This is a genomic window from Blautia sp. MCC269, from assembly GCF_018785655.1.
Lineage (GTDB): Bacteria > Bacillota > Clostridia > Lachnospirales > Lachnospiraceae > Blautia_A.
On sequence record NZ_WQQE01000008.1, the window covers coordinates 130,932 to 150,476 of the forward strand.

Below are 19,545 nucleotides of genomic sequence, written 5' to 3' on the forward strand. Positions count from 1 at the left end.
CCGTTGGGTCTTTCGAACCGCCGTTCCGTACTCTGTACAACACAGTATAGCATCTATATGTCTTTCACACAAGGACAAAAAGTTTTATATATCTATCATTTTTACTTATATGCGACAATTTTCTGATTATAGTATTCCCTTGCCCTCATTCTGAAATTGGTATATACTTACTTTTAAATGAGCAAACCACCACTGTTCCGGTGGTAATACAGAAAGGAATCTTACCAATGAAATTTATATATCCCGCAGTTTTCCGTCCTACAGAGGACAAAAAATACAACGCTTTTTTCCCGGATCTTGCCTGTTGTGAGGCCCAGGGCGACACACTGGACGACGCCATCGAAAATGCCAATGCTGCCGCATATGACTGGATCTACACAGAGCTTATGGAATTTGAGGGAAAACTTCCTCCTGTTTCCGATGAGAGCGATCTGGATCTTCAGGAAGGTGATGTTGTCCGCAATATCTCTGTAAATATCCGCTTCCAGGATGGATGGGACGAATAAAGATCTCTCTTCGGGCAAAAAATATCATTTGTATGCAAAAGCATCAGAATCGGTAACTGCTTTTTGTTACTGATCCTGATGCTTTTTATTATCTGCTTCTTTATTGTTCATGATACTGTCTGAAAAACTTACGCAGTCCGTCCAGCGCTTTTACCAGTACTTCTGTCTCATCCTCATTGAGCTCCTCAAGCACTGCTTCTGTCATCTGCCTGTGGAATTCCGCATGATGGTGATATGCCATACGTCCTTTGTTGGTAAGCTGAATAAATACCACACGTCGATCCTTCTCACTTCGCTCTCTCTTCACATAGCCCTTCTTTACAAGGCTGTTCATGGATGTTGTGAGGGAGCCTACGGTGATCTTCAGCTTGGCCGCGATGGAAGACATATTCCCTCCGCCAAGGCCTACTGCCTCGATAATGTGCATATCATTGTTGGAAATATCTTTATATTTATCTGTGATGATGGCTTCTTCCTCCAGCCGAAGGATCTCGTTGAACAGATTCACCAGCACGTCATTTATAACTTCCCGATTGTCCACTCTAACCCGCTCCTGTTTCTCCGGAGCAAAAAAGCTTCTCCGGTTCTCTGTTTATGAAGCCATCGTAACATAAATATGGGATTTTTTCCACTGGATTTTTGCTTTGGCGGATACAAAATCACTGCGCTCATAATTTCTACATTTTACGGAAACGTTCATAGCGATGTTCCAAAAGCTTTTCCGTTTTTTTCTGTCCATATTTCTCAAGAAAATCTACAATTCCATTTTCCAGATAAGCCGTTGCATCGTTTATATTCTCACGATTTACAGGCTCTGTTTCCGGGATCACATGCTCGATCATTCCCATCTGGTAAAGATCCGCGGCAGTAAGTTTCATCACTGCGGCGGCTTCTTTCGCCTTTTTGCTGTCTTTCCAGAGAATGGAAGCGAAGCCCTCCGGGGACAGTATGGAATATACGGAATGCTCCAGCATCCATACTTCATCTGCCACTGCAAGGGCGAGGGCACCGCCACTTCCGCCTTCTCCGATCACAATGGAAAGTACCGGAACTGTAAGACCTGCCAGTGTGTAGAGATTTTTTGCAATGGCTTCTCCCTGTCCGCGTTCTTCTGCTTCCAGACCGCAGAATGCACCCGGCGTATCCACAAGGCAGATCACCGGTCTGTGAAACTTCTCCGCCTGCTGCATCAGACGCAGGGATTTCCAGTAACCTTCCGGGGAAACCATTCCGAAATTCCGGGCAATGTTTTCCTTTGTTCCTTCACCTTTTTCCTGAGCGAGAACTGTCACCGGCTGTCCATGGAAAAACGCCACACCGCCGATCACTGCCGGGTCATCGCCGCAGTGACGGTCTCCGTGAAATTCCATAAAATCATCAAAGATTGCTTCGATGTAGTCTTTTCCTGTGGGTCGTGTTTTGCCCCTGGCAAGCTGGACATGTTCCCAGGGGGTGTAATTTCCTGATGGGACAAATTCCGGCCAGATTGTATTCCCGATATCTCTGTCCGTTTTATCGGACTGTCCATTATCCCGTACTTTATTTTCATGTAACTTCAGGATATCCGCCAGCACGATCCTCTGTTCCTCACGCTCCACGATCTTATCCACAAAGCCATGCTCCAGAAGAAACTCCGCTCTCTGGAATCCCTTTGGAAGTTTCTGGCCGATGGTCTGCTCGATGACTCTGGGGCCGGCGAATCCGATCAGTGCTTTTGGCTCTGCCAGGATAATATCTCCCAGCATGGCAAAGCTTGCCGTCACGCCACCTGTTGTCGGGTCTGTAAGAACCGGCACATAGAGAAGGCCTGCATCGCTGTGTTTCCGGATCGCCATGCTGGTTTTTGCCATCTGCATCAAAGATACCAGACCTTCCTGCATTCTGGCACCGCCGGAACAGATGTAAAGGATCACCGGAAGCTGTTCCTCCGTGGCACGTTCAAAAACCCGGGTGATCTTTTCCCCTACGATCTCTCCCATACTGGACATCATGAAACGGCAGTCACAGACACCAAGAGCCACTGGTGTCCCTTTTATGGTACACTTGCCGGTGACCACAGCTTCATCAAGCCCTGTCTTTTCGCGGAGAGCACGAAGTTTTTCTTCATACCCTTTGTACTGAAGGGGATTTCCTTCTTCCATATGGGCGTCCCACTCCACGAAGCTTTTTCTGTCTGCGATCATTTTGATCCGCCGGTAGGCAGGTACATGAAAATAATTTCCGCAGTGTGGACAGATATAATGATTCTGTTTTACCTCATCTACAAAAACCGCTGCTTTGCAGGCATTGCATTTACGCATCAGGTTATCCGGCACCTCCGGAGTGTTTTCATGCTCCTCACCGCGGATATCCCGGACTGTTTTTTTGAACATATGCTTAATTCTCATTGATCTTCACTCCCGCAATGGTATGGCTTGCCAGAAAGCCAGTGTCAAAGTTTCCGGACTGATAATCCTCATTTTTCAAAATCTCATACTGGTAATCAATGTTTGTATCAATTCCGTCAATGATCACCTCACCAAGGGCACTCTGCATTTTTGCAATGGCCGCCTTACGGCTGTCCGCATGGACAATCAGTTTGGCAAGCATGGAATCATAATACGGCGGGATCTTGCATCCGTTGTACACGCAGGTATCCACACGGATCCCGTTTCCTCCCGGAAAATGCGCTCCCTGAATGGTTCCCGGTGAAGGTCGGAAATTTTTCTGAGGATTCTCGGCGTTGATCCTGCACTCGATGGCGTGTCCCATAATCCGGACATCGCTCTGCGAGATCTCGAGAGGCATTCCGGAAGCGATTTTCAGCTGTTCTTTTACAAGATCAATCCCCGTCACCCACTCTGTCACCGGATGCTCTACCTGGATCCTTGTATTCATCTCCATAAACCAGAATTTTCCATCCGGTTCCAGAAGAAATTCGATGGTTCCTGCATTTACATAACCGGCTGCTTTTGCCGCTGTCACTGCCGCATGTCCCATTTTTTCCCTCAGTTTTGGTGAAACTGCGGCGCTTGGGGATTCCTCGATCATCTTCTGATGATTTCTCTGGATAGAGCAGTCACGTTCTCCCAGATGGATTACATTTCCCTGACTGTCTGCAAGGATCTGAAATTCAATATGTCGCGGATTTACCACAAAATGTTCAATGTACATGGTACCGTCGCCAAAAGCGATCTCGGACTCTTTTCTGGCTGTTGCGTAGGCCTCCGGAAATTCCTCCGGTGTATTTGCCACGCGCATGCCTTTTCCACCGCCACCAAGAGCTGCCTTGATAATCACCGGATAGCCGATGCGCTCTGCCTCTTTAAGACCGGTTTCAATATCTTCCACATCCCCTTCACTGCCTGGAACTACCGGAACACCCGCCGCGATCATGGTGCTTCTTGCAATCTTTTTGTTGCCAAGCATGCGGATAACCTTTGATGGTGGTCCTACAAATGTAATTCCGCATTTTTCGCAGAGCTCCGCAAATCTGGCGTTTTCGGAAAGAAAACCAAAGCCCGGATGGATCGCATCCGCACCGGAAACCATGGTTGCGCTGATGATCTGCTCCATATTCAGATAACTCTGTGCGGAAGGTCCCGGCCCGATGCAGATTGCTTCGTCTGCCAGCTGCGTATGAAGACTTTCCTCATCTGCCTCGGAATAAACCGCTACCGTTGCAATTCCCATTTCCCTGCAGGCACGGATAATACGCACCGCGATCTCGCCTCTGTTGGCAATCAGTAACTTTCGAATCATACAATCACCTTACCCGATCATAAATGTAAGTTCTGCCTCTACGGCAACTTCTCCGTCTACAGATGCCACTGCGGAACCGATTCCCACAGGGCCCTTTCTGCGGATGATTTTTGTCTCAAGACGGAGCTTGTCTCCCGGAACTACTTTTCTGCGGAATTTGCACTTGTTGATGCCGCCGAAATAAGCAGTTTTTCCCTTCATATCCTCCAGGGAAAGGATGGCTACCGCGCCAACCTGGGCCAGTGCCTCCACCATAAGGACACCTGGCATTACCGGCTCCTTGGGAAAATGTCCACGGAAAAAGTCCTCGCGGAAAGTCACACATTTATATCCAACGGCAAACTCTCCCGGTTCATAATCTTCGATATAGTCCACAAGCAGAAACGGATGTCTGTGCGGAATGATCTCTTCGATCTGTTTTACATCAAGATGTTTCATTTATTTATCCTCCTGAAAGGCTTCGAAAAATTTTATTTGATGCGGAAAAGTTTCTGGCCGTATTCCACCGGCTGTCCGTTTTCCACATAGATCTCTACGATCTCGCCGTCAAAATCACTTTCGATCTCATTCATCAGTTTCATGGCTTCCACAATTGCAAGAACCTGGCCTTTTTTTACCTTATCTCCTACCTGAACGTAAGGCGGAAGATCCTGGGACGGTGCTGCGTAGAAGGTTCCTACCAGAGGAGAAGTTACCAGGCTGCCGGTCTGGTCGTCTGATTTCTGCGGTGCGGGTTTTGACTGCTCAGTGCTTTGTGCGGATGCAGTATTCACTGCCTGTGTTTCTGTTGCATCTTTTCCACCGGCCATTCCTGCTGCCGGAATGTTTTCCACAGTTTCCCCCATAACACCCTGGATAACCTGTGGTTTTCCGTGTTCCATGCTCAAAGTCAGATCTGCTGTCTCGTAAGTAAAAGCGGTAAGTTCTGATGCCGATACGTGATCGATCAGTTCAAGGATCTGGTTAAATTCCATGATTTCACTCCTCCTCATACTTCTTTACAAGCAATGTTCCGTTGTGTCCTCCAAAGCCAAGGGAATTGCTCATTGCATAGCGCACTTCCTGTTCTGCCGGAGCGCCGATCATATAGTTGAGATCCAGCTCTTCCTCTGTCTCTTTTGTTCCCACTGTCTGGTGGATAAAGCCGTCCAGAATGGATTTCACGCATACGATAAATTCAACAGCTCCTGCTGCTCCCAGAAGATGTCCTACCATGGATTTTGTGGAGTTGATCTTCACTTTTTTTGCCGCATCCTGAAATGCAAGTTTGATGGCTCTTGTCTCAAACAAGTCATTGTGATGGGTTCCGGTTCCATGGGCGTTGATGTAGTCCACTTCTTCTGGGGAAACACCAGCTTCTTTCATGGCATTTTCCATGGCACGGGCAGCGCCGCTTCCGTCCTCAGCCGGAGATGTGATATGAAAAGCATCTGCAGTTGCGCCGTATCCCACAACTTCTGCCAGGATATGGGCGTTTCTCTTTTTCGCATGTTCCAGCTCTTCCAGAACAACCACACCTGCGCCCTCACCCATAACAAAACCGCCTCTGTCTTTGTCAAAAGGAATAGAAGCGCGCAGCGGGTCCTCACTTGTGCTCAGTGCAGTAAGGCTTGCAAATCCTGCGATTCCGATGGGGCAGATGGCTCCTTCTGTACCGCCTGCAAGCATCACGTCCGCATCGCCGTACTGGATGGCGCGGAACGCATCTCCGATACAGTGTGTTCCTGTTGCACATGCAGTTACCACGTTGGTACATTTTCCTTTTGCACCAGTGGCAATGGAAACATTTCCGGCTGCCATGTTTGTGATCATCTTCGGAACAAGAAGGGGATCAACCCTTGAAGGACCTTTTTCCACAAGCTTCTTCTCATTTGTCTCAGTAGCCTGAAGGCTTCCCACACCGGAACCGATGATCACGCCTACCATATACGGATCTTCCTCTTCCATCTTAAGCCCTGCATGTTCCACAGCTTCCAGGGCAGCCGCTACGGCATACTGGGAAAAAGGCTCCATTCTTCTTGCGGTTCTTGGGTCCATGCGGTCTTTTGCCACAAAATCCTTCAGCTCCGCTGCCAGTGTTGCCTTATATCCGGTTGTATCAAAACGGGTGATCGGCCCGATTCCCACTTTTCCTTCTTTTACTCCGCTCCAGAAACTTTCCACATCATTTCCGATCGGTGTTACTGCTCCAAGTCCTGTTACTACTACTCGTCTTTTCATCCATCTGTCCTCCTGGAAACTTTCCCTACATTGCCATTCCGCCGTCTACGCGAAGTACCTGTCCTGTGATGTAACGTGCACCGTCCGATGCCAGAAATGCAGCTGCTTTTGCCACATCTTCTGTAGTTCCCATACTTCCCATGGGGATGGATGCCGCAATATTTTCTTTTACTTTGTCAGAAAGCACGTCCGTCATGTCTGTTTTGATAAATCCCGGTGCAATGGCGTTGACTGTGATTCCTCTGGATGCCAGCTCTTTTGCGGCGGATTTTGTAAGGCCGATGATTCCTGCTTTGGATGCCGCATAGTTGGCCTGTCCTGCATTTCCCCGAAGGCCTACCACCGATGAAAGGCTGATGATCTGGCCGCTTCTCTGTTTCAGCATCATTCTGGACACATGGCGGATGCAGTTGAACGTTCCTTTCAGATTGGTGTCAACAACTCTGGAAAAATCTTCTTCGCTCATCTTCATGAGAAGTCCGTCTTTTGTAACCCCGGCATTGTTTACCAGAATATCAACACGTCCATATTTTTCTGCAATGGCTTTGAAAAAAACTTCGCATGCATCAAAATCTGCCACATTGCACTGCATGATATCTGCTTCACCACCGGCTGCCTCGATCTCTGCCTTTGTTTCTCTGGCCTTTTCTTCTGAGCCGTTATAATTGATCACTACAAGGTTTCCTGCTTTTGCAAGTTCCAGGGCGATGGCTTTTCCGATTCCACGTGCACCGCCTGTTACCACTGCGATTTTTTTCTCTGACATATGAATTCCTTTCTATCTATACCAGTTCCTGGCAGACTTTTTCTGCGTCTTCTACGGTCTGAATGTTATATACTTTTACATTTCTGTCGATCTTTCTCATAAATCCGGCCAGTGTTCTTCCTGGTCCGATCTCCACGAATGTATCCACGCCCTGGCGGATCATGTTTTCCACGCTCTGCTGCCAGCGCACAGAGGAAGAGATCTGTTTTTCCAGAAGTGCTTTTGTTTCAGATGAATGTTCCACATATTCTGCAGTCACATTGGTGACATAGGGGATCTGAAGTTCATGGAGTGTGATATCATCCAGAACTTTTCCCAGTTCTTTTCCTGCTGTGGCAAGCATTGCAGAGTGGAACGGACCGCTGACATTTAACGTGATCACCCTTCTTCCACCGGCTGCTTTCAGCTTTTCGGAAGCTTCAGAAACCGCTTCGCTAAGCCCTGTGATCACGATCTGGCCGGGACAGTTGTAGTTGGCAATACTTACGTCTGCAATGTCTGCAAGCACTTCTTCGATCTTCTCTGTTTCCATTCCCATAACTGCCGCCATGCTTCCCTGTCCTGCCGGAACTGCCTGTTCCATAAGGATTCCTCTTTTTCTGACGGTTGTAATGGCGTCCTTAAGATCCATGCCCCCGGCAGCCTCAATGGCACAGTACTCACCAAGGCTTAACCCTGCGGTTACATCTGGATGAAGTCCCATTTCCTCCACCACTTTTTCCATGGCAAGGCAGGTGGTGACCAGCGCAGCCTGTGTGTACTCAGTAAGATCAAGCTGGTCGTTTTCTTCAAAGCAGAGTGCTTTCATATCCAGATCCAGCCACTTACTGGCCGAATCAAAAACTTCTTTTGCAGTATCGTATTTCTCATAAAAATCTTTTCCCATTCCGGCTTTCTGTGCGCCCTGGCCTGGGAAGATGAATGCTGTTTTTCCCATTTTTTATTCCTCCACAAGAAAACTGTTCTTCTTTACAGCTTCTTTTGTCTCTGCCATCAGTCTTGCCATCAGGTCCTTGCAGGCCGGTACATCTTTTACCATTCCTGCGATCTGGCCGGACATGACGCTTCCTGTTTTTACATCGCCGTCTACAACTGCTTTTCGGAGACCTCCAAGGGTCAGCATTTCCAGTTCTTCAAAAGATGCTCCTGCTGCTTCTTTTTCCAGATATTCCTTTGTCATGGGATTTCTTAAGGTACGGACCGGATGTCCTGTGGTTCGGCCAGTTACTCTTGTATCGATATCTCTGGCTTTCAGAAGGAACTGTTTGTAATTTTCATGTACATTACATTCCTCTGTTGCCACAAAACGAGTTCCCATCTGTACGGCTTCCGCACCCAGCATAAAGGCTGCCGCGATTCCACGGCCGTCTGCAATTCCGCCTGCCGCGATCACCGGGATCTTTACTGCATCCACAACCTGTGGTACCAGCGCCATAGTAGTTGTCTCACCGATATGTCCGCCGGACTCAGTTCCCTCAGCAACCACCGCATCTGCACCGCAGCGCTCCATTCTTCTTGCAAGAGCTACAGATGCAACGACCGGGATCACTTTTACTCCTGCAGCTTTCCATTCTTCCATATATTTCTCCGGGCTTCCGGCGCCGGTTGTTACCACTTTGATGCCTTCTTCCACGACGATCTTCGCAACCTCATCGGCGCTTGGGCTCATCAGCATGATGTTTACACCGAAAGGCTTATCTGTCAGTTTTTTTGCTTCGCGGATCTGCTCACGTACCCATTCCGCCGGTGCGTTTGCTGCTGCGATCAGTCCCAGGCCGCCTGCCTCGGATACTGCTGCCGCAATGTGATGGTCTGCCACCCAGGCCATACCGCCCTGGATAATTGGATATTCGATACCAAGTAATTCTGTCACTCTTGTTTTCATTTTTTACCTCCGGGAAATTGAGTCAGGCGGATATTTGCAACCCGCTTTTCTTCTTGCTCATAGTTTCAACAGTCCGTTAATCGGGACTTTACTTTGTTTGCGTCTAATACTCGATCAGGCTCGCGCCATATGTCAGCCCGCCACCGAATCCCGCAAGGACCAGTTTGTCGCCCTTTTGCAGTTTTCCGCTTTTTTTTACCTCATCCAGAAGAATGAGAAGGCTTGCGGAAGACGTATTGCCGTATCTGTCCATGTTCATGGGAAACTTGGAAATGTCTTCGCCCAGCCGTCTTGCCGCGGAGCGGATGATCCGCTCATTTGCCTGGTGGAGAAGATAATACCGGATGTCCCCATAAGAAATCTTTTCTCTGTAAAGAAGGGTTTTTATAGCTTCCGGTACTTTGGATACTGCAAAAGTAAACACTTCTTTTCCATTCATCTGTATGTAGGTTTCTCTTGCTTTCGGGTCATTTTCGTAGCGGATCTGATTTCTACTCTGTAAAGTAAGTGCGCCGCCTTTTTTTCCAATGGAATGGGTTACCTGTGCATATCTGCCGCCCTCTTCTGCTCTCAGTACAACTGCTCCTGCGCCATCTCCGAAAAGAATACAGGTGCCACGGTCTGTCCAGTCCGTTAAACCGGACAGTTTTTCCGCACCGATCACAAGGGCATTCCGGTAAATCCCCTGAGCCAGGTATGCCTGTGCGGTGTTTAAGGCCAGAAGAGATCCTGTACAGGCTCCGTTCAGATCAAAGCAGGTGGCATTTTCCGCGCCAATCCGCTCCTGTACACCACATGCCACACAGGGCATGATCTCTGTGGGAGAAATGGTGGCCACAAGAATCAGGTCGATCTCTTCCACATCCATTCCTGCATCTTCCACTGCCCGCAATGCCGCCTGCGCTGCCATTGTCACAGTGTCTTCCTCTTCTTTTGCAATATGTCTCTGTACCACACCGGTTCTTTCCCTGATCCATTCATCACTGGTTTCCACCATTTTTGCCAGATCGTTGTTATCCCACACTCTGTCCGGTGCCCAGGAACCAGTTCCACATATTTTACCTGTCATATTTTTCTCCATGATATCTGTCGTCAAGCAGTCTGTATAAATCTGTACTGCTGTTCTCTGAATTATCTTTTATCTTAAAATATTTTGATTATCAAATTATATCATCATAAAAGTATTTGTCAAGAAGGAAATTTCTAACAGAATTCCGATCTGGTATTAATGAAATTTTGTGCTATGATAAGAATGTTGTATAGAAAGAGAGTGTGATAAGAAATGAAAAAAGATATATTCCTCCGGATTGTCTTCTATGCCGCCGGCCTTCTGATCCTGGCGCTGGGGATCATCCTTAACACCAAATCGGGTCTTGGTGTCTCCCCGATTATTTCTGTGGCCTACAGTATTGCCACCATTGGCGGATTTAACTTTGGTAATATTACTTTTCTTTTGTATTCCGCATTTGTTGTGGTTGAGATTGTTTTACATATCTTCCGGAATCAGAGATATTCCAGAGAAGCGGATGGTGCCATTGCTCCGGCAGCACACCGGGATTTGAAACTGGTACTTTTGATGGATCTTCTGCAGCTGCCCTTAAGCCTTGTATTCACACGTTTTATGAACCTTTTTTCCGCTCTGCTGCCAGCTCCGTCCGACAATATGTTATCCAGGCTTCTGATCCTTGCCGCCGGAATCATCCTTACCGGTATCGGTGCCGCAATGTCTCTGAACATGCGTATCATCCCCAATCCGGGAGACGGGATTGTACAGGCTATTTCCGACTGTGTTGGAAAATCTGTTGGCTTCACCAAGAACTGCTTTGACCTCTTTAATATCTGCCTTACTACTTTCATTGGTCTGATCTTCGCTCATAAGCTGATCGGTATCGGACTTGGAACTGTCATCGCCGTACTTGGCGTAGGACGCGTGATCGCAGTATTTAATCATCATTTTTTCTTTCTACTTCATCGCCCACTGCGCCAGACACACCGCACCGATCTGCACAAGCAGTATCACCGGTACGCCGACCGCAAATTTGGCCTTGCGTGTTTTGTGGTGAAAAAATCTCATACCTAAGATAGCTCCGGCACTGCCACCGATGACAGCGCTTAAGATCAGAGTCTTCTCCGGAATTCTCCACATATTGCGGCGGGCATTCTGCTTGTCGATACCGAAAAGCACAAAAGCCAGGATATTGACCGCAAGCAGATAATAATATATGTAATTGTTCATGTTTTTTCTCCTGATTCAGTGTCCTGTATTTTGGACTTTATAATTTTATGATCAGTACCGGTATCGGCGGATTATTGGGCCGGTTTGCATATTCCGACCGGATCACCAGATATTTATGCGGGTCCAGCTGACGGACAAATGCAAGCATCTCATCCCTCTCCTGAAATCCGGTATCCCCTCCACTGTAAATGCAAAGTGTCATAAGACCGCCTTTTTTCAGAAGTGTAAGGCCGCTTTCCACTGCCCGTTTGCTACTGTCCGCTCTGGTTGCCACCGAATGGTCTCCTCCTGGAAGATATCCCAGATTAAAGGTGATACAGGATACGGTTTCCATTTCTGCATAGGCAGCCATATTCTCATGGGAATCCAGGATCAGCCGATAATTCTCCGGGCAGTTGTCTTTTTTCAGGCGCTCTTCCGTGTGTTCCAGTGCCTGTTTCTGAATATCAAACGCAAGAACATGTCCCTTTTCTCCCGCAAGTCTACTTAACAGTGCAGTATCATTTCCGTTCCCCATGGTTGCATCAATACAGATATCTCCCGGCATGACCTGCTGCCGGATAAAGCTTTGCGTGTATGCGGTGATCTGAAGATTTTTCATAATTCATGATAATACGGGCAGATATCTTCATAATGTCCGTCCTTCATACGGAAACCCTTCGGGATCACCCCAAGCTGTGTAAATCCAAGTCTCTCATAAAGATGTCTTGCGTGGACATTGCAAGCCACAACCGCATTAAACTGAAGTACGCCAAAACCGTGCTCTTTTCCCTGTACCAGGCAGTCAGATACCAGCTTTCCTCCAATATGAAGGCCTCTGGAATCCCGGCTTACCGCATAGCTGGCATTGCAGATGTGACCGCATCTTCCGATGTTATTTGGATGAAGGATGTAAAGGCCGTAAACGTTTTCGCTCTCCTCATCCACGGCTGCCGCTGTATAAGTCTGCTCCGCAAAAAAAGCTTTTCCGGTTTCTTCATTCAGACATTCTTCCTGTGGAAAAGCCACACCATCTTCCACCACTTCATTCCAGATCCGGATCAGATCCGGAAGATCTTTTTCTTCATATTTTCTTACTGTAATATTCATAATGATTGTCTCCTCTATTTAAGTAATTCCACATTCCGCCCGTCTCTTTTAAGCACGCCTTCATCCGAAAGATTTTTGATCTCACGCATCATGGCACTTCGATCCACACTTAAGTACTGGGCCAGTGCGGTGTAGGACATGGGCAGTTTAAATTTTCCGGTGTTTTTCTCTGCAGCCAGAGAATGCAGATAGGCCATCAGTTTCTTCCTGGTGGAAGATCTGGAAAGCATATAGATCCGGTCCGTCTGCTGTCTGGAGCGAAGCGCCGTCATCTGCAGAAGATTGCTGACCATCTGGCTGTGATGATGACAGGCATTTTCGCAGCGCTTGATCACATGCTCATAATCAATAAACATCACCTTCGTCACAGTGGTGGCGCACACATAATAATGCTGAGAATCCGACGGAAGCAAAAACGGTTCGCCAAATACACTGTCCTTATTCAGTTCATCAATGACATACTCATTTCCATCTTCATCACAGCAGTAAAGCACCGCCCGTCCCTCCTGGATCAGCCCGATCTTTTTCATGGAGCTGGAATATTCCATAATGGTTTCTCCATTCTGAAAAACAGCCTCCCGGACTTTGAAACAGACACGCATTCTTTCCTGTTCTTCGGGCAAAATATCCGTAAATAAAGTAATGTGCTCCATGTTTTTCCTCCCTCGCACCAGCCAGATGAACCGTACATGTTTCTGATTTTATAACAGCACAGAAAAAATGTAAAGTCTGGAAAATTTTCCTGTTTTGTTGTATTTGCAACAGTTTTTATCCGCATAATCTGTTATATTTTTATCAAAGTTAAGAAACAAACAAAACACAGTCACATAAATAAATCCACCATAGAAAGAAAAGAGGAATTGCTCATGAAAATCACAGATACCATCAAATATGTAGGCGTTAATGATCATCAGGTTGACCTTTTTGAAGGCCAGTACAAAGTGCCAAACGGCATGTCCTACAACTCCTATGTGATCCTGGACGAAAAAGTTGCGGTTATGGATACCGTAGATGCAAATTTTACCCACGAATGGCTGGATAACATTCAGCAGGTTCTGGGTGACCGGAAACCGGATTATCTGATCGTACAGCATATGGAACCGGACCACGCAGCCAATATCGCCAACTTCATGAAAGTTTATCCGGACACCACCGTTGTTTCCAACAAAAAAGCCTTCGGCATGATGCAGAATTTCTTTGACCTGGATCTGGAAGGCCAGCAGATCACTGTAGATAACGGCGGAACCCTCTCCCTTGGAAAACATAACCTGACTTTTGTATTTGCACCGATGGTTCACTGGCCGGAAGTTATGGTTACTTATGACAGCACAGAAAAAGTCCTTTTCTCCGCAGACGGCTTCGGAAAATTCGGTGCCCTGGATGTGGAAGAGCCATGGGATGATGAGGCAAGAAGATACTTTATCGGTATCGTTGGAAAATATGGCGTACAGGTACAGAACCTTCTGAAAGTAGCCGCAACTCTGGATATCCAGACCATCTGTCCGCTTCACGGACCGGTTCTCACCGAAGATCTTGGACATTACATCAGCCTCTATGATACCTGGTCTTCCTACACACCGGAAGATGACGGAATCGTAATCGCCTACACTTCCGTATACGGCCACACAAAAATGGCAGTCCAGCAGCTTGCTGACAAATTCCGCAGCAAAGGATGTCCAAACGTTGTTGTCTATGACCTTGCAAGAGATGACATGTCTCAGGCACTGAGCGACGCTTTCCGCTACTCCAAACTGGTTCTGGCAACCACCACATACAACGCAAGCATCTATCCGTTTATGAACGACTTTATCACCCGTCTGGTAGAGCATAACTTCCAGAACCGTACCGTTGGACTGATTGAAAACGGTACCTGGGCACCGCTGGCAGCGAAAGTCATGAAAGAGATGCTTTCCAAGTGCAAAAAAATCAACTGGCTGAATACCAACGTTAAGATCATGTCCGCAGTAAACGAAGAAAACCGCAAACAGATGGAAGCCATGGCTGATGAACTCTGCCAGGAATACATTGCCAAAAGCGATGATCTTGCCAACAAGAGTGATATGACCGCTCTGTTCCGCATCGGTTACGGCCTCTATGTGGTAACTTCCAACGATGGCAAAAAGGACAACGGCCTGATCGTCAACACCGTTACACAGCTTACTGACAATCCATACCGCGTAGCTGTCAACATCAACAAGGCCAACTACTCTCACCACGTAATCCAGCAGACCGGTATCATGAACGTAAACTGTCTGTCTACAGAAGCTCCGTTCTCTGTTTTTGAACAGTTCGGATTCCAGTCCGGCAGAAGCACCGATAAATTTGCAGGCCAGAAAGTGAACCACTCTGACAATGGACTGGTATTCCTGGACAAATATATCAATGCTTTCATGTCCCTGAAAGTGGAAAACTACGTAGATCTTGGCACTCACGGAATGTTCATCTGCAGCGTCACAGAGGCCCGTGTTATGAGCGATCAGGATACCATGACTTACACCTACTACCAGAAACACGTAAAACCGCAGCCACAGACTGAAGGCAAAAAAGGCTGGGTATGCAAAGTCTGCGGATATATCTATGAAGGCGATGAACTTCCGGAAGATATCATCTGCCCTCTGTGCAAACATGGCGCTGTGGATTTTGAACCAATCGAAGGATAAAACGAAAATCCCGATAAACGAATTTTATCCGGTTACAACTCCCTTGTTTTTACAAATTATAAACCATCCAAAAAAGACAGGCTCCTTAGCGGCCTGTCTTTTTTGCATTCACATGATTCTTATTTCATCAGTCTGATAACCTGCTCTGCGGTATCTGCCAGATTCAATTTTGCGTTCTCATTTTTCATGGCCTCTTCCAAAGTTACCACTCCGCGGAGGATCGGGAAGAATGCATCAATTCCTGCATCGTTGCAGGCTCTTGCGTCACGCTGTACGGCACCTGCAAAAGCAATCACTTTTTTGCCATATTTCTTTGCAAGCTTTGCCACACCTACCGGCGCTTTTCCCATGGCTGTCTGGCCATCCATACGGCCCTCGCCTGTAATTACAAGATCTGCGTCCTTAATGTAATCCTCAAGTTTTGTCTCGTCCAGTACGATATTGATTCCGGATTCCAGAACTGCATTAGTAAATGTCAGGAATGCAAATCCCATTCCGCCGGCTGCTCCTGTTCCCGGATACACTGGATCTGCTTTTGGAAAACGCTCTTTTGCAAGCTCTGCGTAAGCACCAAGCCACTGGTCCATATCTTTGATCATCTCCGGTGTAGCACCTTTCTGCGGTCCGTAGATGGCACTGCATCCAAGCTCTCCGCAAAGAGGATTTGTTACATCGCAGGCAACACGGAATTTACATTCTGCAAGTTCCGGGATCACATAGGCATCGGTGATCTCCGCGATATCTTTCAGGCCTCTTGCTCCCGGAAGAACCTGTTTTCCATCTTTGTCAAGAAATGCATAGCCAAGTGCCTGCAGCATTCCCACACCGCCGTCATTGGTAGCACTTCCGCCGATGCCCACAATAAATCTGCGGCAGCCTTTTTCGATAGCATCCTTGATCACTTCACCGACACCGTAAGTTGTCGTGTAAAGAGGATTTCTTTTTTCGTCCGGAACCTGTGTGATTCCTGCTGCACCGGCCATCTCGATCACTGCGGTCTTTGTGCTTTCGATGATGCCGTACTCACAGATCACCGGCTCGCCCAGAGGACCGGTGACTTTTACATGCTCTGTTTTTCCGTTCATTCCTGCAACAAGAGCTTCCACCGTTCCCTCTCCGCCATCTGCCAGCGGTCTTACCTGAACCTCCGCGTCTGCGTACACACGATGAATCCCTTCTGCAGCTGCAAAACCTGCCTCCATGGATGTCATGCTGCCTTTAAAAGAATCGATTGCTGTTACTACTTTCATTGTATTTTCCTCCTGTGAAATTTTTTATATAAAGTCAAGCGGATATTCGCAATCCGCATTCGCTGTCTACTATTCTGTTTTTAATCTTAATAAAATCGAGCTTGGATGTATATATTATATATACTATATTTTTCAATAATTTCTGTTTTCTATTGTTATAAGTAACATATCCAATTTGAACCTCTGAAATATATATGATATACTGACCGAAAGAAAGCACATCAACTTTTCCAGGAGGATTCATGATCACACACATCAGCCACACTCTCGCCCAGCAGATCGTCAATACCATCAAGGACGTCTGCAGTTATGATATCAATTTCATCAACTCATCCGGCACCATTATTGCCAGCACCAACTCTGCCCGGATCGGAGCTTTTCATGAAATCGGCCGGAAAGCTGCTGTAACCGGTACTACCATCGAAGTGGCAGAATCCGATAATTTTACAGGAACCCGCCAGGGTATCAACATGCCTCTTTACCATGAAGACCGTCTTTTGGCTGTAATCGGCATCACCGGTTCCCCGGAAAAAGTACGCAAATACGCCTTTCTGGCACAGCGCATCACCAGCCTCCTGATCCGGGAACAGGAACTTGGCCAGTACAGCCGACATCAGGCGGACAAAAAGCAGTTTGTCATCAGTTCCCTGCTCCACGGAGACACCCAGAACCCGGAATATCTTCTGAAATGCCTGAAAGAATTTCAGATCGATCCGGATACACCCAAGCGACTGATCCTGATCCATACATATCCGGCTGCTTCTGGACAAAATTATACCGATTCTGTCAGCGGTTCTGTTCTTTCAGAACACCAGATCCAGAATTTTTTCAAAACTGCCGGGATCACCCTGTACACCTTCCGCTATCCCGGAGATTATCTCGCTGTCGCAGACAATTCCGGTTTTTCTGCGCTTTCCGGAACGCTTCATAATTTCGCAAAGAAACATGCTGACACTCTGGCCATTGCCGTTGGCCGGTCCGTATCGCTGTATCAGCTGGGACTTTCCCTTACTACTGCTGAAACTGCCCTGCGAAGCCTTAGTTTTCACCAGCCTTCTACTGACAACATCTGTGCAGAAAATTACGCAGTTTTCGATGATCTCACTCTGGAAATTGTTCTCTCTTCCGTATCTCCGGAAGACCGTGAAGAATTTTCCGGAAAAACCATTCGTCAGTTATCTTCGGATGAAAAGGAACTTCTGCGAACTTATTTTTCCCTGGAAATGTCCCTGGCCGATACCGCAGAGAAACTTTTTCTCCACAAAAATACTCTCCAATATAAATTAAACCACATTTATAAAAAATGTGGTCTCAATCCCCGAAAATTCCGGGATGCTGTTCTGTTGTATCTGGCGCTGGAAATGGAATAAATAGGCCCATTTTTACAAAAGATCTTTCAGTTCATCCAGACGCCTTATCACGTGATCCGCCTTATGTGTCCGTTTCACATTCTCCAGTTGTGCTTCTTCCATCTTCTCCCGGCAGAACCAGCAGGTCTCCATCCCGGCTGCCTGTCCACCTGCAATATCAGCAGTCAGGGAATCTCCCACGATCATGCATTCTTCCGCTCTAATCCCTGGAAGCTGTTCCAGACAACGCTGGAAAAAACGTACATCCGGCTTATCTACACCAATCTTCTCAGACACAAAACAATGGTCAAAATCCTTCAACATATCCGCTTTTTTCAGCCTGCAGATCTGCTGCTCATAAGGACCGTTGCTGGCCGTGCAGAGGATATATTTTCCCTGTAAATAATCGAGGATTTCCTTTGCTCCCTCCACAGGTACTGCACTGTAAAACAGGCACTTCCGAAACAGCATCTCCATGGCCACGCCATCTGCCTCAAGCCCCAGTTTCTTAAGGATCGCCTGCCAGCGCACGTAGGGGAGATCATCCATCGTCAGGATCCCCTGTTCGATCTTTTTCCAGATCTGGTCATTCTCCTCCTTGAAAACTGTAAACATTTCCGGCTTATATGTAAGACCTGCATCCTCAAAACAATGCTCCATACCTTCCTGTGCCGCCGCGTCAAAATCCAGCAGCGTATTATCAATATCCATAAAAACAGCTCTGATCATTTCACTATCCTTTCACATGAAATCCAAACTCATCCTCCAGAGGAATCTCTTTTGCTTCAATTCCCTCAATCTCCACAAAATTCTGCTGAGAAAGGCGTTCTACCATTTCCCGGATTTCTTCTCTGGTTCCCTGCACTTCCATCTCCACACGGTCATCCCAGAGATTTTTTACCCAGCCGGTCAGCCCCATGGACTGTGCAATATAATAAGAGCGGTAACGAAATCCCACTCCCTGTACTCTTCCTGAAAAATAAAAATGTTTTCGAATCTTTTCCATCTGGCACCTCATATTTTCTGTCTCAACTATTCCGTCTCTGTATCTCCACCCAAAATTCTCCTGCATCCGCCGCAGGAATGCCTTATCCAGATTATATAATAATTCTTTACAAGTTGTAAAGTTATAACCGCCTGTCTATTGGAAACTATAAACATCTGCGGTATAATAGTTTTTACCAGAATAAAAAGAAAACTGCTTTCTTTTACAGAAAATATTTTCAACAAAATTCGTCATCAGGAGGTAATCATTATGAACGAAAGCATCAAAAACATGCTGGAGCGCAGAAGCATCCGCGCCTACAAAAAAGACCTTGTTCCACAGGAAGCTCTGGATGTGATCCTGGAAGCCGGAGAATATTCACCAAGCGGCATGGGACAGCAGAGTACTCTTATGGTAGTAACACAGAATCCGGAACTGGTTGCAAAACTTTCCAAAATGAACGCAGATGTTATGGGCAGTAAAGCAGATCCGTTCTACGGCGCCCCAACTGTAATCATTGTCTTTTCCGACAGCAAAATGGGCACCTGCGTGGAAAACGGAAGCCTTGTGATGGGAAATCTCATGAACGCCGCTCATGCTCTTGGCGTCGATTCTTGCTGGATCCACCGTGCAAGAGAAGTTTTTGATTCCGAAGAAGGAAAAGAACTGAAGAAACAGTGGGGTGTTCCGGATGAATATATTGGTATCGGCCACTGTGTTCTGGGATACCGTGACTGCGAATATCCGACAGCAAAACCTCGTAAAGAAGGCTTTGTGATCCGCGTTTGATCGTCTGAATATGTACAAAAAATCTGACAGATCTGCATTTTACACATCGCCGTGTATTATGCAGAAATC

General features: G+C 47.0%; 22 protein-coding genes. 5 read left to right on the forward strand and 17 right to left on the reverse strand.

Going from position 1 to position 19,545, the window contains the following annotated elements; translation table 11 throughout:
* Positions 1-227 precede the first annotated feature (227 nt).
* Positions 228-506, forward strand: a complete 279-nt coding sequence (locus GPK88_RS02680) for a type II toxin-antitoxin system HicB family antitoxin (RefSeq protein WP_148446066.1) — start codon at positions 228-230, stop codon at positions 504-506.
* A gap of 100 nt (positions 507-606) precedes the next feature.
* Here the strand turns inward: GPK88_RS02680 and GPK88_RS02685 are convergent, their stop codons facing one another.
* From GPK88_RS02685 to GPK88_RS02730, 10 genes are all read right to left on the reverse strand, one after another.
* A complete protein-coding gene (locus GPK88_RS02685) occupies positions 607-1,047 on the reverse strand; it encodes a MarR family winged helix-turn-helix transcriptional regulator (RefSeq protein ID WP_148446068.1) in 441 nt (146 codons plus the stop codon).
* Between the two features lie 136 nt (positions 1,048-1,183).
* Positions 1,184-2,893, reverse strand: coding sequence for an acetyl-CoA carboxylase carboxyltransferase subunit alpha (locus GPK88_RS02690; protein ID WP_173762933.1), 1,710 nt, complete (start codon positions 2,891-2,893; stop codon positions 1,184-1,186).
* Positions 2,883-4,247, reverse strand: a complete 1,365-nt coding sequence (gene accC, locus GPK88_RS02695) for an acetyl-CoA carboxylase biotin carboxylase subunit (protein WP_148446071.1) — start codon at positions 4,245-4,247, stop codon at positions 2,883-2,885. Before accC ends, GPK88_RS02690 begins: the two co-directional genes overlap by 11 nt.
* A gap of 9 nt (positions 4,248-4,256) precedes the next feature.
* Complete coding sequence (fabZ, locus tag GPK88_RS02700; protein WP_021977160.1) at positions 4,257-4,685, reverse strand: 3-hydroxyacyl-ACP dehydratase FabZ; 429 nt, start codon at positions 4,683-4,685, stop codon at positions 4,257-4,259.
* A gap of 32 nt (positions 4,686-4,717) precedes the next feature.
* Positions 4,718-5,221: an acetyl-CoA carboxylase biotin carboxyl carrier protein gene (accB, locus tag GPK88_RS02705; RefSeq protein WP_148446073.1), complete on the reverse strand. Its 504-nt coding sequence runs from the start codon at positions 5,219-5,221 to the stop codon at positions 4,718-4,720.
* Between the two features lie 4 nt (positions 5,222-5,225).
* Positions 5,226-6,467 (reverse strand): beta-ketoacyl-ACP synthase II, encoded by a 1,242-nt coding sequence (fabF, locus tag GPK88_RS02710; RefSeq protein WP_173762934.1) that lies wholly within the window; start codon positions 6,465-6,467, stop codon positions 5,226-5,228.
* A 25-nt stretch (positions 6,468-6,492) separates the two neighbouring features.
* On the reverse strand, positions 6,493-7,233 hold the full coding sequence (fabG, locus tag GPK88_RS02715; protein WP_148446076.1) for a 3-oxoacyl-[acyl-carrier-protein] reductase: 741 nt from the start codon (positions 7,231-7,233) through the stop codon (positions 6,493-6,495).
* A gap of 16 nt (positions 7,234-7,249) precedes the next feature.
* Positions 7,250-8,170, reverse strand: coding sequence for an ACP S-malonyltransferase (gene fabD / locus GPK88_RS02720; RefSeq protein WP_148446078.1), 921 nt, complete (start codon positions 8,168-8,170; stop codon positions 7,250-7,252).
* Between the two features lie 3 nt (positions 8,171-8,173).
* A complete protein-coding gene (fabK, locus tag GPK88_RS02725) occupies positions 8,174-9,118 on the reverse strand; it encodes an enoyl-[acyl-carrier-protein] reductase FabK (protein ID WP_148446080.1) in 945 nt (314 codons plus the stop codon).
* A 103-nt stretch (positions 9,119-9,221) separates the two neighbouring features.
* Positions 9,222-10,187, reverse strand: coding sequence for a beta-ketoacyl-ACP synthase III (locus GPK88_RS02730; RefSeq protein ID WP_173762935.1), 966 nt, complete (start codon positions 10,185-10,187; stop codon positions 9,222-9,224).
* 213 nt (positions 10,188-10,400) lie between these two features.
* On the opposite strand from GPK88_RS02730, the gene GPK88_RS02735 reads away from it, so the two are divergent.
* Positions 10,401-11,198, forward strand: coding sequence for a YczE/YyaS/YitT family protein (locus GPK88_RS02735; protein WP_243278936.1), 798 nt, complete (start codon positions 10,401-10,403; stop codon positions 11,196-11,198).
* Here the strand turns inward: GPK88_RS02735 and GPK88_RS02740 are convergent.
* The 4 genes from GPK88_RS02740 to GPK88_RS02755 are packed head-to-tail and all read right to left on the reverse strand — an operon-like array spanning position 11,082 to position 13,096.
* On the reverse strand, positions 11,082-11,354 hold the full coding sequence (locus GPK88_RS02740) for a DUF1294 domain-containing protein (protein ID WP_173762936.1): 273 nt from the start codon (positions 11,352-11,354) through the stop codon (positions 11,082-11,084). The two genes, GPK88_RS02735 and GPK88_RS02740, sit on opposite strands and share 117 nt — an antisense overlap.
* 37 nt (positions 11,355-11,391) lie before the next feature.
* Positions 11,392-11,955, reverse strand: coding sequence for a tRNA 5-(aminomethyl)-2-thiouridylate-methyltransferase MnmM (gene mnmM / locus GPK88_RS02745; protein ID WP_173762937.1), 564 nt, complete (start codon positions 11,953-11,955; stop codon positions 11,392-11,394).
* A complete protein-coding gene (locus tag GPK88_RS02750) occupies positions 11,952-12,443 on the reverse strand; it encodes a GNAT family N-acetyltransferase (protein WP_173762938.1) in 492 nt (163 codons plus the stop codon). The genes mnmM and GPK88_RS02750 overlap by 4 nt, the downstream gene beginning before the upstream one ends.
* 14 nt (positions 12,444-12,457) lie before the next feature.
* Complete coding sequence (locus tag GPK88_RS02755) at positions 12,458-13,096, reverse strand: Crp/Fnr family transcriptional regulator (RefSeq protein WP_148446091.1); 639 nt, start codon at positions 13,094-13,096, stop codon at positions 12,458-12,460.
* A 213-nt stretch (positions 13,097-13,309) separates the two neighbouring features.
* On the opposite strand from GPK88_RS02755, the gene GPK88_RS02760 reads away from it, so the two are divergent.
* Positions 13,310-15,103 (forward strand): flavin reductase, encoded by a 1,794-nt coding sequence (locus tag GPK88_RS02760; RefSeq protein WP_148446093.1) that lies wholly within the window; start codon positions 13,310-13,312, stop codon positions 15,101-15,103.
* A gap of 119 nt (positions 15,104-15,222) precedes the next feature.
* Here the strand turns inward: GPK88_RS02760 and GPK88_RS02765 are convergent, their stop codons facing one another.
* The gene (locus GPK88_RS02765; RefSeq protein WP_148446095.1) at positions 15,223-16,353 is read right to left on the reverse strand and encodes a glycerate kinase family protein; all 1,131 of its coding nucleotides are present in this window, start codon (positions 16,351-16,353) and stop codon (positions 15,223-15,225) included.
* A 242-nt stretch (positions 16,354-16,595) separates the two neighbouring features.
* Between GPK88_RS02765 and GPK88_RS02770 the strand changes: the two genes are divergently transcribed.
* Positions 16,596-17,723 carry a CdaR family transcriptional regulator gene (locus tag GPK88_RS02770; RefSeq protein ID WP_148446097.1) on the forward strand — a complete coding sequence of 376 codons (1,128 nt, stop codon included), beginning with the start codon at positions 16,596-16,598 and terminating at the stop codon, positions 17,721-17,723.
* A 12-nt stretch (positions 17,724-17,735) separates the two neighbouring features.
* Here the strand turns inward: GPK88_RS02770 and GPK88_RS02775 are convergent, their stop codons facing one another.
* Both GPK88_RS02775 and GPK88_RS02780 read right to left on the reverse strand, forming a co-directional pair.
* Entirely contained in the window at positions 17,736-18,431 is a 696-nt protein-coding gene (locus GPK88_RS02775) for a YjjG family noncanonical pyrimidine nucleotidase (protein WP_173762940.1), read from the reverse strand.
* A gap of 4 nt (positions 18,432-18,435) precedes the next feature.
* The gene (locus GPK88_RS02780; protein WP_334300481.1) at positions 18,436-18,774 is read right to left on the reverse strand and encodes an acylphosphatase; all 339 of its coding nucleotides are present in this window, start codon (positions 18,772-18,774) and stop codon (positions 18,436-18,438) included.
* Between the two features lie 183 nt (positions 18,775-18,957).
* On the opposite strand from GPK88_RS02780, the gene GPK88_RS02785 reads away from it, so the two are divergent.
* On the forward strand, positions 18,958-19,476 hold the full coding sequence (locus tag GPK88_RS02785) for a nitroreductase family protein (RefSeq protein WP_148446103.1): 519 nt from the start codon (positions 18,958-18,960) through the stop codon (positions 19,474-19,476).
* The last annotated feature ends 69 nt before the right edge of the window (positions 19,477-19,545 follow it).